This is a genomic window from Candidatus Pantoea gossypiicola (assembly GCF_008632075.1).
Taxonomy (GTDB): Bacteria; Pseudomonadota; Gammaproteobacteria; order Enterobacterales; family Enterobacteriaceae; genus Pantoea; species Pantoea gossypiicola.
The window spans coordinates 1-12,971 of the sequence record NZ_VWVM01000016.1 but is presented as its reverse complement, the minus strand read 5'-3'; the positions used below and the strand labels follow the sequence as shown (position 1 = coordinate 12,971).

The following is a 12,971-nucleotide window of genomic DNA, read 5'->3' as shown; positions in this document are numbered from 1 at the left end:
TTTAGCGATGGTTCAGGCGACGCGACAGCCGATCGCCACACAACTGAAGGAGTGTCACCAGCGCAACCAGCACCACAATCACTGTCACCATCACCTGCATATCAAAACGCTGATAACCATAACGATACGCCAGATCCCCCAATCCGCCTGCACCGATAGCGCCGGCCATGGCTGACGCGTTGATCATCGTCACCAGCGTGATGGTAAAACCGCTGACGATGCCAGGCCGCGCTTCAGGCAGCAGCACATGCCAGATAATATGCCAGCGATGAAATCCCATGGCCTGTGCCGCTTCGGTCAGCCCTTTATCAACTTCACGCAGGCTCACTTCCGCAATACGGGCAAAAAACGGGGTAGCTGCAAGGGTGAGCGGTACGACGGCTGCCCAGACGCCATAGGTGGTTCCCACAATCCAGCGGGTAAAGGGAATTAACGCCACCATCAGGATCAAAAAGGGAATAGAACGAAAGAGGTTAACCACCCAGCCCAGCACCCGATTAAGGAGTGGGCTGGGAAAAAGATCGCCGCGTCCGCTGACCACCAGAATCACCGCCATCGGTAAGCCCAGCGCGAGCGCGAGCGCAGAGGAGACACCTACCATCAGCAGCGTATCCAGAAAGGCGACCCATAAACGTTCAATAGCCGGTGACATAACCTAATACCTCCAGTCGATCGGCGATGTGCGCCAGTTGTGTTGTCACAGATTGCGCCTCGTGTCGGGCATCCAGCAGGAGCAACAACTGGCCGGTGGGTTTGCTGTCAACCCACTCGATAGCGCTGTAAATCAGGGTGATTTCGCCTGCGATCTCTGCACTCAGCGCACCGATATCGGGTTGTGCACCCTGCCCTGTGTAACGTAACCGGACTAACAAACGGGATTGATGATGCTGCCGGTGGGCAGTCAGGCGTGTGCCGATCGACTCCGGCAGAGCATGATGATTGGGGTTCAGCAGCTGGCGCGTCGTCTCCTGCTGCGGGTCGCTATAAACCTGCCAGACCGGGCCGCACTCAATGATTTCACCCTGATCGATTACCGCAACGTTGTGGCAAAGGTCATGAACGACGTCCATCTCATGAGTGATCAATACAATGGTAATATGGCGTTGCTGATTGATCTTTTTAAGCAGCGCCAGAATCGAGCGTGTCGTTTCGGGGTCGAGTGCTGATGTCGCTTCATCGCACAGCAGCAGTTCCGGATCATGGACCAGCGCACGGGCAATACCGACGCGCTGTTTCTGTCCACCGGAAAGTTGTGCGGGCCAGGCGTGTTGCCGCGCCTCCAGCCCGACCAGCGCCAGCAGCTCATCCACTTTGCGCGCCCGCACGGCAGCAGGTACGCCTGCCACTTTGAGCGGTAGCTCAATATTCTGCCGTACGGTTTTGGCCGATAGCAGATTGAAGTGCTGGAAAATCATGCCGGTGCTGCGCCGCCATTCGACCAGTTGCCGCGTGTTAAGCGCGCTGATATCGGTGCCATCGATCACAATGCGCCCGGCAGTCGGCTCTTCCAGACGATTGAGGCAGCGGATGAGCGTAGATTTTCCCGCACCGCTGCGGCCAATGATGCCGAATATTTCTCCGCGATGGATCCCGAGATTAATATTACGCAGTGCATCCACAGACTGGCCGGGATAACATTTACTTAATGCTTCAATGATGACGTGTGAAGCACCGCTGGTATGGCGCGTAGCGGCATCGGACAATGCCGACGTCTCAGGGATGCTAAGGCTGACCATGTTTACTGGCTCCAGCCTGGCTGATAGAGTTTGCCATAGAAATTGTCGAGGCTGGCGCGTACTACCGGAGAGTGCTGATAGATATCAACAAACTTTGCCAGTCGCGGATCGTCCTGATGGCCCTGACGGATTACAAACTGAATCACATATTCCGGGTGCTCCAGCCCGTCGAACAGCAGCGCCTTATTGGGATCAATTGTCTTTGCCAGACGCAGATAGTGTGGGTAGCCCTGCGCCAGGTCGACCTCTTCCAATGACCGTGAGAGCTGTACGGCTTCCACCTCGATAATTTTCAGCTTTTTTGGGTTGCTGACGATGTCATCAACGGTTGCTTTCAGTCCCACACCCGGTTTGAGCGTAATCAGCCTCGCCTTCTGCAGCAGCAGTAATCCGCGTGCGCCATTAATTGGATCGTTGGCGATAGCAACGGTGCCGGCTTCGGGAATCTGATCAATCGCACTGTGTTTTTTGGAATAAAGACCAATGTTATTAATGATGGCCGGCGCATAAGCGACCAGGTGGAAGCCGCCGGACTGATTAGCATTCTCCAGAAAAGGCTTGTGCTGGAACAGATTGACGTCGATATCACCGTTTTCAACGCTGACGTTAGGTGCCGTCCAGTCGGTAAATTCGACCAGTTCAACATCCAGGCCCTGCTTCTTTGCTTCGGCGACGGCGGTCTCCAGCGGCGGGGCAAACGCAGCGGTGGTCCCCACTTTGAGCGGGCCGGAGTAGTTCGCTGCGCTCGCAGCGGCACTGAGAGTCAGCAGCAGACCGCCCAGGGCGGCGCGTAGTGTTTTTGAGCGTGTCATGGTGATTCCTTGAGGTTAAATAGATCAATGAGGTCAGGCGGAATGACGCCAGCGTGCCGCCGGGTGACGTTCGGGCAGGCGATCCTGCTGGAAAATTTTGTGGCGCAGTGAACCGGGCTGGTAAGCCGTTTTATAGCGCCCGCGCTGCTGGAGTTCAGGTACAACTAAATCGATAAAGTCGCGATAACTCTGCGGGTTCAGAATGCGGGTCAGATTAAAGCCGTCAATGTCGCCTTCATCCATCCAGTGCAGCAGCGCGTCCGCGACCTGCGCGGGATTACCAATTATGAGTGGATAGCGACTGCCCATCGCATGCTGCTCCAGCAGGCGGCGACGGGTCCAGCCGCTGTAGGCTTTACTGACCGATTCGATAGCCCGGGTCTCCCCGCTGATAATGGGCTCGTCGAGCTCAAAGGCGGCCAGATCGAGACCAATGGAACTGGAGAAATGGGCAATGCCCGCTTCCGGGCTGGCATATTCAAGATAACTGCGGTGTTTCTCCTGTGCTTCACGCTCTGTCGGGGCCACGATTACGCCGACACCCATAAAAATGCGCAAATCATCTGCACGTCGGCCTGCCTCCACCGCCGCCTGCCGCAGTCGCTGTGTCTGCTGCCGCATCGCTGTGGGTGTCGCTGCGTTAACAAAAGTGCATTCAGCATGACGCGCAGCAAACTGAATCCCGCGTGCAGAGGTGCCCGCCTGAAACAGCAACGGGGTACGCTGGGGGGACGGACTGCTGAGGTGATAGCCCTCAACCTGATAAAATTCACCCTGATGCCTGACCGGATGAATTTTCGTGGCGTCTGCGTAAAGGCGATTCGGGCGATCAACAACCAGCGCATCATCCTGCCAGCTTCCTTCCCATAGCTGATAACTGACATCGAGAAACTCATCAGCCTGTGCATAGCGCTCATCGTGTGCCAGCAGCTGTTTGTTTCCCATGGCACGGGCGGCGCTGTCCAGGTAGCCGGTGACGATGTTCCAGCCTATCCGTCCCTGAGTCAGATGGTCGAGTGTTGATAGACGGCGCGCAAAAGGAAACGGTGCTTCATAACTGAGATTAGCGGTAACGGCGAAGCCAAGATGCTGCGTAACGCCCGCCATAGCCGAAACCAGCATCAGCGGATCGTTGACCGGTAGCTGTATCGACTCGCGTGCCGTTAGCGTAATACCCTGCTGATAAACGTCATAGACGCCCAGAATATCCGCAATAAAGAGCCCATCGAACAGTCCGCGTTCCAGCAGGCGTGCCAGATCAGTCCAGTAGGCCAGCGTATTGAATTCGATTGAACGATCTTCAGGGTGCGTCCACATACCGTGATGGATATGGCCGACACAATTCATATTAAACGCGTTGAGCAGAATCTGTTTCTGAGTCATAGCGTGCCCCGGCGCGGCGGCAGAACACCATTCAAAAGGTAATTGCCGATGGCAGGATATTTCCAGCGTACCGGATCGTGCAGGGTATGGGTGCGAGCGTTACGCCAGTGGCGATCAAAATTATATTCACGCAGGCTGGAGCGTGAACCGCCCAGTTCAAACAGCAAATTAGCCGCTTCCAGCGAGACTTCTGTCGTCCAGGCGCGCGCTCTGGCTACCTCAACTGAGGCCAGCGCTACCGTCGCGGCGTCAGACTGCTGTTGCGCGGCGTCGATGACTGCGCCTGCCTCAGCTAAGAGGGCGTCACCGGCGCTCAGTCGCGCCGCCAGACGTCCGGTGCGATCGAGCGTTAAGGGGTCATCAGTGGCACGCGTTACCCCGCTGTCAGGCCAGGGCCGGGCACGCTGGCGCAGAAAGTCGAGCATGTCGTTAAATGCGGCGCGTGCAATTCCCTGATCGATAGCGGCGTGCATAATCTGCGCAAAAGGGCCGACAGTCGTTGGCCGCTCAAATGCTGTCTGAAACGGCACCACATCTGCAGCATCCACCGTGACGTTTTCGAAGAGGACGCTGCCGCTGCCTGTGGTGCGCTGACCAAACCCGCTCCAGTCATCAATAACGGTCACACCCGCCAGATGACGTGGCACAAATACCAGTTGCTCTTTATCCTCTTCATCGCGCGCAGCCGTGGGAATGCGGTCAGCAAACAGCGCACCGGTAGCGTAGAACTTGTTGCCGTTGATAATATTGCACCGAATCTGCGTGGTCCGCTGATGTGCGGCACGGGAGGAGAACTCAGCCAGCGCATTACCCAGATGCACGCCAGTCAGTACTTCCCGATACAACCGCTGTTTTTGTGATTCACTGCCGTTAACGCGCAGAACTTCCAGCGCGTAGTAGTGATTCTGCGGAACCTGACCGATCGCGGCATCAGCCTCGCTAATCAGCGTGATCACAGACACGAGTGTGGCGGTTGATACGGCAATGCCTCCATAGGCCTGCGGCACGGTAATCGCCCCTAATCCTGATTGAAACAGGGTCTGCAGAGGGGAATGCGGCAGTTCACGTTCACGATCTCGCGCTGCGGCCCCCTCGCGGAACTGCTGCGCCAGTTGCGCAGCCACTTCCAGTGCATGCTGCTCGTTGCGAATACGGGAAGCATACTGTTTGGGCTGAACCTGACTCATTCTGTCTCCTTAAATCCATGCATGACGCGCGGGGTAGATCGCATTGAGGTAGTAATTGCCTATAGCGTATGTTTTCCAGCGCACCGGATCGTGCAGCGTATGAGTGCGCGCATTGCGCCAGTGGCGATCCAGCCCATGCTGCAGGAGCGTGGCGCGACTGCCGCCCCACTCCAGCAATTTTTCACTGGCACGCAGCGCAATGTCGGTGGTCAGCACTTTGGCTTCCGCTACGGCAATAGAGGCGGCTGCGCTGTTTTCCACTGTCAGTGCCTGCTGATCGAGTGAATCAAGCATCTTTGCGGCTCGGCGCAGTAAGGCATTTGCGGCGCTCAGTTCAGTACTGATACGACCGATGTCAGCAAGGATGTAGGGATCGTCAGCGTTGCGCTCCACGCCTGCATCCACCCAGGGGCGTGAGCTGCTGCGGACAAACTCCAGTGCATCGTCCAGCGCACCCTGGGCGATACCGGCATCAATCGCCGCCTGAATCAGCTGCGAGACAGCACCGCGCAGGGTCGGTTTTTCAGCTGGCGGCAAGGGGATAAGCAATGCAGGATCTACGGCAACCCGATCAAGCCTTACCGTGCCGCTGGCCGTGGTTCGCTGACCCATGCCTGACCAGTCATCAATAATCTCTACGCCGTCGGCAGGCAGCGGGATAAAAGCCATTGCAGGCTGGTCACCCTCCTGCAGAGCGGTGGTTACCAGAATGTCTGCGAATAATGCACCGGTTGAATAGAATTTCTCTCCGGTCAGATGGTGTTCCAGACCGTCACTGACCAGCCGTGCCTGAATGTCCCGCGTATGGCGGGTGTTCTTCTCGGGGCCCCCGTTGCCCAGTCGTTTGCCACTGACCACCGCCTGCAGCAATGTTGACTGTTGTTGCGGGTTGCCTTCGCCAAGAATGAACTGGATCAGACCAAAGTGATTTTGCGGAATCTGGCCCAGAGAGGGATCGCTGGCTGAGATGATGCGGAATACCTCCGCGATTGTCTGAAAATCCAGTCCCCCGCCACCATAGCGGCGTGGAATACTGATGCTGCCCAGGCCGAGCCGGGTAAACTTGTCGAGCAGGTCGCGGGGGTAAAGTCGTTGCTGATCGCGTTCGATGGCACCAGGTTTCGCCTGTTCAGCCAGCGAATGGGCAGCCTGAATAGCCTGATCGCGTCGGGTAATGACGGCCGCCAGGCAAGTCTCGGGAGGATCTGAGATGAGTTTCATAGCGCTTCCGGAAAAAGAGACAGGCGTCAAAGCAGACTGGCTGATATTGAGCGCGTCACATTTATTAACGTTGAAAGCGATAATAGTCAGTTGGTCAGAACAAAGTAAATAGCGTGGTTATTACAATATTCGCAAAGCTAATTCATAATAAAGCTTTGCCTTCTTCGGGTGTTTCTGGTTGGTACTAAATAAATTTTTTTGACCATAACAATCAGCCTCTGAAATATCCAGAGGCTGATTTTAAAAAAATCAATAATAATGCGAAACGAATATTACTGGCTCACTGGTTCTGGCATAGCTGAAGAGTGATGGGTTGAGATTTTCCAGCCCTTACCATCCCAGACGTAAGTAAAGGTATAGCGTGCTGTAACGTGCGTATTATCTTTGAAGGTAAAGGTGTAAACGCCGGCATCAATCGCTTTATTACAGCCAATTCGGATGGTGCGGGAATCAATTTTACCGCTCGGACCTTTTTTCAGGAAGTCTTTAAAATAGTTGATGCGTTCCTGATCTGTCAGACGCACATGGTTTGAAATAGTTGGCAGCAGCACGGCATCGCTGACATATAATTCAGAGACTTTAGTGGCATCGCCAGTTGCCAGCGTAGTGTTCCATGTATCAAACAGATTGGCCACATCCTCCTCAGAAGCTTTAACACAGGTCACAGGCTGTTGAGCCAGCGTGATAGCGGGTGTGCACGACAAGCCTAACAGGCACAGCGACAATAACGTTTTTTTCATGAGATATCCTCTTTTTACCCTGGTGATGACAGCGTTCTGTGACTTAATTCAGACGCAGTTATAAAATTTTTTAACGCATCAGGAAGAAATGCCCGTTACCTTGCCAGAAATTAATTTTCGGCAATAGATTAATTATCAGTCTCATTTGATAAAGTATCTGGCATAAAGCATCAACGTTGCTTTTTATTTCAGGCTGAAAGATAACGGATAGTCGCTAACAGTTGACATTTAAATCTTTGCGAAGTCAGTATTTAGTTTTTTATTCTGATTTCGGATGCAGACATGCTCCGGGAGAGCGTGAATGAGAAGTGTTCATATGATGATGGCTGAGACAGCATGGGAAATTTTCGCTGCAGCAATTCAGTAAAAGAAGTGATTTCAAACGGATCTGATAGACAGAAGTTTCATTCGGGATCCTTCAATTATCTATAAATTAAACTGGCTGAATACATAATAAAATTTCAATCCTCAATAGTCTGTTAATTGAATTTCACGTTTTTTTCGCCTTACTCAGCGCATTGGAAGTGCTGACTTTATTCAGATTCTATTTATCAGGTTACTATTTCACGATTTCACTAGATAGTTATTCAGACTTCTCTTCTATTTTTCATTTTATGCCTTGTCATAAATAACCGCTTCGTCATTAACCCTGGATAGGTTGGTGTTTCGAACGTCTCCCTGCCTTACCCATTTGAGAATCTGTTTATCGGGTCAAAACCGGGCTGAATCCTGCACATTCACATGACTTCGTATAATTGTTCTTATACGAAGTCATGACACAGCAAAGTCGTCGGGTTATGATAAAGAGCAGCAAAGATTACCCTGCAAAATGGCAACGCTACGTAAATTCTGGCCGGTAATCCCCCTGCGAAATTCTCAGAATTCACGTAGCGCGATCATCGCGTTTTCTGATTGATAAGTGAGCAAAAATGAGCGAGATAGTGCCGTTAACCCGTCTGACGGTCACCCGGAACAGTGATATCACCGAACGGCTCAGGCAGTTCGTCCAGGACAAAGAGGCATTTTCCCCTAATACCTGGCGACAGTTGCTTAGCGTCATGCGAATCTGCAATCAGTGGTCAGAAGATAATCAGCGTACTTTTCTGCCGATGAGTGCAGAGGATTTACGCGACTATCTCTCTTTTCTGGCTGAAAGCGGTCGGGCTTCCTCGACTGTCACCTCCCATGCTGCGTTAATCTCGATGTTACACCGTAACGCCGGGTTGCCCGTTCCCAATGTGTCTCCGCTGGTTTTCCGCACCATGAAGAGAATTAACCGGGTTGCCGTCGTAAGCGGCGAGCGCGCGGGTCAGGCCGTGCCTTTCAGGCTGACAGACCTTATGGCGCTGGATAAAAAGTGGGCAGGTTCTGACAATCTCCAGGTGCTTCGTGACATGGCTTTTTTGCATGTCGCTTATGCAACACTACTGCGTATCAGTGAACTGTCACGATTACGGGTGCGTGATGTGATGCGTGCCGGTGACGGTCGTATCATTCTGGATGTGGCGTGGACAAAAACAATTGTGCAGACTGGCGGATTGATCAAGGCGCTCAGCACTCATTCAACCCGGCGGCTTGAAGAGTGGATTGAGGCATCCGGCCTTTCCAGTCAGCCTGATGCCTGGCTGTTCAATGCAGTACATCGCTCTGGCCGGATAATTATTACAGAAAAACCAATGAGTACCCGGGCACTGGAACAGATTTTTAAGCGCGCCTGGCGAACGGCCGGTAAAGCAGGTGCAATAAAAGCCAACAAAAATCGTTATACCGGCTGGAGTGGTCACAGTGCACGAGTGGGAGCAGCTCAGGATATGGCAGATAAAGGCTATCCTGTCGCCCGGATCATGCAGGAAGGCACCTGGAAAAAACCGGAGACGCTGATGCGCTATATCCGTCATGTGGATGCGCATAAAGGCGCTATGGTGGAGTTCATGGAACAGTATGCTGAACCCGATATTCCCGGCTGATAGCTTCATGAAGCGCGAATTTGACCTGTTTTCAGGCCAGAGTTATCCACAGAAAAAGTGGACAGCCTGTGTGTAAGCCGGTACGGTTTATCACTATTGCGGGAGCATGGTCGGTTCATCCGGCTGATTTCATTACTTTCTTCGTGCTGCCATACCATCTGCTGTGAATCTGTCTCTGAGATAGCAACTGCCAGCTTAACAGGAATGACCAAAACGCGCGGTGCGCCAGGGGATATCGATCAACGCTCTTCACTGATGTTCCTGACTTATCACTGTCAGCGAAAGGACGATCGGGTATCTCTCCGCTGCGGCGCTGATAAATCAGCATCGCAACGGATAGCATCGATGTTTATCTTTACTGCGCGTAGCCTTTCTGTTTATCACAGCTTCCGTGGCAGCCGCGACAACCTCTTTTTTCCTCTCCAGGCATAACCGGTATTGCCTGCACCCTGTTTCCAGCTTTACGCAGTGTCAGCAGGATGATTCCATTCAGCAACAGCACGCTTATCAGGCAGACTGCACTGAATGCAGGATGCGCGTTAAATGTGACGGTCTGATAAAAGAGTGTCGCCATGGTATAGGCGATGTTAAGCCCCCAGAAGAATGAGAACATCATCCATTTTTTCCCGGCCTCTCGCGCGATTGCACCCATGACTGAGACGCAGGGAACGTAGAGCAGGACAAAGATTAAATAGCTGTAAGCGGCAAAGCCGCTGCCAAATTTTGCTGCCATCACGCCCATTGAACCGGATGCCATCTCACCATCGCCTTTACTGGCATCAATAGGATGGGCCAGCGAATCAATTCTGAATGCAGCCGTCAGGCCCGTCCAGGTTTCCGTCAGCGCCTCTTTCAATTCATCCGCCAGGTTAAAAGCCTGCGGATTAAACACACTACTCTGAATCGCCTCCGTGGTGTAAAGGCTGTTAAGCGTACCGACCACGACCTCTTTTGCCATAATGCCGCTCACCAGCCCCACTGTCGCCTGCCAGTTATCCTGTGTCACGCCGATGGGCAGAAGCACGGGTGTGATAGCTTTACTGGTCGCTGCCAGCGCAGAGTGATTTATGTCATCAACCAGCTGGCCATTGAATGCAAAGCTGCTCAGCACACCAATCAGCATACTCACCAGGATAATGACCTGACCAGCACGCACCACAAACATTTTCAGCCGTTGCCAGGTCTGCAGCAGCAGGCTTTTAAGATGAGGCCGGTGATAGATCGGCAATTCCATGATAAACGGTGAAGCTTCGCCACCCAGCAGGGTATGCTTGAGCACCAGCCCGGTCGCAATCGCCACGACAATGCCCAGCAGATAGAGTGAAAATACCAGGCTGGAACTGTGAGCATCAAAGAATGCCGCGGCGAACACCGCAAAGATTGCCAGCCGCGCGCCGCAGGACATAAAAGGCGCAATCAGTACCGTAAGCAGACGCTCACGCGGTGTGTCCAGCGTCCTTGTACCCATGACTGCCGGCACATTACAGCCAAAGCCGACAATCAGTGGCACAAAGGATTTCCCCGGCAGGCCAAGTGACTGCATCAGCCGATCCATCACAAAGGCGGCGCGCGCCATATAGCCTGAATCCTCAAGGAATGAAAGGAACAGGAACATCAGGCCAATTTGTGGAATGATTGGCAGCACGGTATTGATACCGGCACCCAGCCCCTGCGCCAGAAAAACCGTCAGCCAGACCGGGAAGTGGCAGACATATCCCAGCCATTGTGCGCCATGAATGAATATCGCCACCGAACTGCCGTCGAACAGCGGCTGCAATGCCGCGCCGATATTAATTGAGAGAACAAACATCACATACATCACGGCCAGGAATATCGGAATGCCCAGCCAGCGGTCCAGCACAATGTTATCAATCTTGCGGGTAAGGCTGGCTGGGGTAGCCTGATGAATGTTACTGACGGCCGCACAAACCGCATTAATGGCACGATAGCGATAATCGGCAATCTGCACGCCCGTATCGCCACCCGCCCGCTCCATAATCTCAGGCAAGGTTGGAAGCAGTTCCGGGCAAAGTTTCTGGCTGTTGATATCGCCTTCAAGCAACTGCAATGCCAGCCAGTACCTTTTCTGCGGGGTCAGCGACCCGGACATCCGCAGGCTGAGCTGCTCAATCGCGGTTTCAATCGCGGCCGGATATGGCACCTTTTCTGGGGCGCGATAAATATGTGGCTGGTCAATCAGTGCTTTTAGCTGAGCGATACCGTCGCCTTTGGTTGATGTCAGTGAAACCACCGGACATCCCAGGCGGGCTGACAGCGCTGCGGCATCAATTGTGATGTTCTGGCTTGCGGCAATATCCTGCATGTTCAGGGCGACAATACAGGGTACGCCAAGCTCAAGCAGTTGAAAGGTCAGGAACAGGTTACTTTCCAGACTGGAAGCATCGACGACGTTAATCACTACATCGGCGGAATTCTGGTAGAGATACTGACAGGCGATGCTCTCATCAATAGAGCTTTCAGCGGATAGCGTAGTCAGCGAGCGAGTGCCGGGCAGATCGATGAGCCGGACGTCAGACTGTGCAGTAAAGAACTGTCCTTCTTTACGTTCAACCGTGACACCCGCCCAGTTACCGACCCGCTGGCGGGCACCGGTCAGCTGATTAAACAGTGTGGTTTTGCCGGTGTTGGGATTGCCAATCAATCCGATGGTAATCTTTTTCATCAGACGATTTCCTCCAGAATGATGTCGGCCAGATCACGCTGTCGCACCGCCAGGCTGACACGGCGGGTACGAATCTGAACCGGATCGCCCATAGGTGCCACGCGAATAACCTCCACTACTGCCCCGGGCAGCATGCCCATTGTCAGTAATTTTTGCCGCCAGGCGAAATTGACCGATGGCTGATAACCAAGGATTCGGTAGGTGCTGCCCATGTTAATTGCCATACCACGCTCTGCCTCTGAGTAAGAAGCACTCATTCTATAAATGATAAGCGTTTCGGTTTTTGATCTGGCTTCAGGCAGACAGTGTAAAAGCGCTCAAAATGGCTTTCGTTTAGGAAACAGAGAACATCTTTCTGTCACCTGCTATCACGCGATACAGGCGATGTTTGTGAGTTCTGCCATCGTCAGTTTTATAGCTTTAAGCAGCAGCATCTATTATCCGGGCTGAGATTTGTTCCGCGAATGCAGAGGTTATACATCCGTTGAGAATGGCAAAAGCCTTACGGCAACCGTCCGTCCTCATCGACATCCGCATACTTTTGAATTGCTGACCTCGCTCTGTGGGCGGTTTCAGGTATTACACTTTGATGAAAATGGGTATGTTACCCAACGGGTGGTGTTAGGAGAGGGGTGCAAGGTCATGGAGACGGAAGCAGGCACCTGGCATGCGGTGTTATCGTTGGGGTGTTATTTTTGAGGTTAAACACGGGGGTTACCAGTCTGTGACTGAACAAGACTTAGCGCCATGGGCACCCGCCGAAAATGAGCCGGGCACTGGGGAGCTGATGGAATGGTATGCTCGGGCACAAGTAGGGGATTCTTTTATCCGATAATTATTGTTTTACGCGGAGTAGACAGTATCGCTAGCGATGCTGTTTTGCCGCTTTATCCTGGCCTGACTGAATATCTTTCCTGGTGTCTTTTTGCTCTAACTCTGGTGTGGCGGCATACACTGTTTTAATCAGCTAAGAATTTTCAAAAGTGCAGGATTCCTGCCGTAAAATTTAAAATTCTGTTAATACTGACCATGAAAAGTGCCGCTTTTACATAAAAGCTAACCGGATTAAATAATTGAAATATAGGTTCATTGACCTGCCCCCCGTTGATTAATACACCACGATGTTAGTAATGTCTTCATAAGCCACATGAGGACATCCCCATGAAGAAGCGTTTTTCCGACGAACAGATCATCAGTATTCTTCGCGAGGCTGAAGCCGGGGTTTCTGCCCGTGAACTCTGC

At 52.8% G+C, this 12,971-nt stretch carries 11 protein-coding genes and 1 pseudogene; 3 read left to right on the top strand and 9 right to left on the bottom strand.

Translation table 11 applies throughout. The annotated features are described in order from the left end of the window. Window position 1 precedes the first annotated feature (1 nt). From F3I20_RS18140 to F3I20_RS18110, 7 genes are all read right to left on the bottom strand, one after another. Window positions 2–652, bottom strand: a complete 651-nt coding sequence (locus F3I20_RS18140; RefSeq protein WP_061060926.1) for a methionine ABC transporter permease — start codon at window positions 650–652, stop codon at window positions 2–4. Further along, window positions 636–1,736, bottom strand: coding sequence for a methionine ABC transporter ATP-binding protein (locus tag F3I20_RS18135; protein WP_150038046.1), 1,101 nt, complete (start codon window positions 1,734–1,736; stop codon window positions 636–638). Before F3I20_RS18135 ends, F3I20_RS18140 begins: the two co-directional genes overlap by 17 nt. Before the next feature lie 2 nt (window positions 1,737–1,738). After that, window positions 1,739–2,548, bottom strand: coding sequence for a MetQ/NlpA family ABC transporter substrate-binding protein (locus tag F3I20_RS18130; RefSeq protein WP_150038045.1), 810 nt, complete (start codon window positions 2,546–2,548; stop codon window positions 1,739–1,741). Window positions 2,549–2,581: 33 nt separating this feature from the next. After that, window positions 2,582–3,931 (bottom strand): LLM class flavin-dependent oxidoreductase, encoded by a 1,350-nt coding sequence (locus F3I20_RS18125; RefSeq protein ID WP_150038044.1) that lies wholly within the window; start codon window positions 3,929–3,931, stop codon window positions 2,582–2,584. After that, window positions 3,928–5,118 carry an SfnB family sulfur acquisition oxidoreductase gene (locus tag F3I20_RS18120; RefSeq protein WP_150038043.1) on the bottom strand — a complete coding sequence of 397 codons (1,191 nt, stop codon included), beginning with the start codon at window positions 5,116–5,118 and terminating at the stop codon, window positions 3,928–3,930. The genes F3I20_RS18125 and F3I20_RS18120 overlap by 4 nt, the downstream gene beginning before the upstream one ends. Before the next feature lie 9 nt (window positions 5,119–5,127). Next, on the bottom strand, window positions 5,128–6,339 hold the full coding sequence (locus F3I20_RS18115) for an SfnB family sulfur acquisition oxidoreductase (RefSeq protein WP_150015191.1): 1,212 nt from the start codon (window positions 6,337–6,339) through the stop codon (window positions 5,128–5,130). 272 nt (window positions 6,340–6,611) lie between these two features. Then, window positions 6,612–7,079 carry an SgcJ/EcaC family oxidoreductase gene (locus tag F3I20_RS18110; protein WP_150015192.1) on the bottom strand — a complete coding sequence of 156 codons (468 nt, stop codon included), beginning with the start codon at window positions 7,077–7,079 and terminating at the stop codon, window positions 6,612–6,614. 929 nt (window positions 7,080–8,008) lie between these two features. Here F3I20_RS18110 and F3I20_RS18105 point away from each other — a divergent pair. Beyond that, the gene (locus tag F3I20_RS18105; protein ID WP_150038042.1) at window positions 8,009–9,046 is read left to right on the top strand and encodes a tyrosine-type recombinase/integrase; all 1,038 of its coding nucleotides are present in this window, start codon (window positions 8,009–8,011) and stop codon (window positions 9,044–9,046) included. Window positions 9,047–9,401: 355 nt separating this feature from the next. On the opposite strand, the gene feoB is transcribed toward F3I20_RS18105, so the two are convergent. Both feoB and F3I20_RS18090 read right to left on the bottom strand, forming a co-directional pair. Beyond that, window positions 9,402–11,729 carry a Fe(2+) transporter permease subunit FeoB gene (feoB, locus tag F3I20_RS18095; RefSeq protein WP_150038041.1) on the bottom strand — a complete coding sequence of 776 codons (2,328 nt, stop codon included), beginning with the start codon at window positions 11,727–11,729 and terminating at the stop codon, window positions 9,402–9,404. Beyond that, on the bottom strand, window positions 11,729–11,953 hold the full coding sequence (locus tag F3I20_RS18090; RefSeq protein ID WP_150038040.1) for a FeoA domain-containing protein: 225 nt from the start codon (window positions 11,951–11,953) through the stop codon (window positions 11,729–11,731). The genes feoB and F3I20_RS18090 overlap by 1 nt, the downstream gene beginning before the upstream one ends. Window positions 11,954–12,242: 289 nt before the next feature. On the opposite strand from F3I20_RS18090, the pseudogene F3I20_RS18085 reads away from it, so the two are divergent. Together F3I20_RS18085 and F3I20_RS18080 are read left to right on the top strand one after the other, a co-directional pair. Further along, window positions 12,243–12,564: pseudogene (locus F3I20_RS18085) on the top strand (WbuC family cupin fold metalloprotein); the annotation flags it as partial. A gap of 326 nt (window positions 12,565–12,890) precedes the next feature. Next, a partial coding sequence (locus tag F3I20_RS18080) for a transposase (protein ID WP_150059927.1) occupies window positions 12,891–12,971 on the top strand: 81 nt, incomplete at its 3' end.

What these genes read in the sequence shown, in the direction of transcription:
- F3I20_RS18140 (WP_061060926.1), bottom strand. Translation starts at nt 652, where the DNA reads ATGTCACCGGCTATTGAACGTTTATGGGTCGCCTTTCTGGATACGCTG.
- F3I20_RS18135 (WP_150038046.1), bottom strand. Translation starts at nt 1,736, where the DNA reads ATGGTCAGCCTTAGCATCCCTGAGACGTCGGCATTGTCCGATGCCGCT.
- F3I20_RS18130 (WP_150038045.1), bottom strand. Translation starts at nt 2,548, where the DNA reads ATGACACGCTCAAAAACACTACGCGCCGCCCTGGGCGGTCTGCTGCTG.
- F3I20_RS18125 (WP_150038044.1), bottom strand. Translation starts at nt 3,931, where the DNA reads ATGACTCAGAAACAGATTCTGCTCAACGCGTTTAATATGAATTGTGTC.
- F3I20_RS18120 (WP_150038043.1), bottom strand. Translation starts at nt 5,118, where the DNA reads ATGAGTCAGGTTCAGCCCAAACAGTATGCTTCCCGTATTCGCAACGAG.
- F3I20_RS18115 (WP_150015191.1), bottom strand. Translation starts at nt 6,339, where the DNA reads ATGAAACTCATCTCAGATCCTCCCGAGACTTGCCTGGCGGCCGTCATT.
- F3I20_RS18110 (WP_150015192.1), bottom strand. Translation starts at nt 7,079, where the DNA reads ATGAAAAAAACGTTATTGTCGCTGTGCCTGTTAGGCTTGTCGTGCACA.
- F3I20_RS18105 (WP_150038042.1), top strand. Translation starts at nt 8,009, where the DNA reads ATGAGCGAGATAGTGCCGTTAACCCGTCTGACGGTCACCCGGAACAGT.
- feoB (WP_150038041.1), bottom strand. Translation starts at nt 11,729, where the DNA reads ATGAAAAAGATTACCATCGGATTGATTGGCAATCCCAACACCGGCAAA.
- F3I20_RS18090 (WP_150038040.1), bottom strand. Translation starts at nt 11,953, where the DNA reads ATGGCAATTAACATGGGCAGCACCTACCGAATCCTTGGTTATCAGCCA.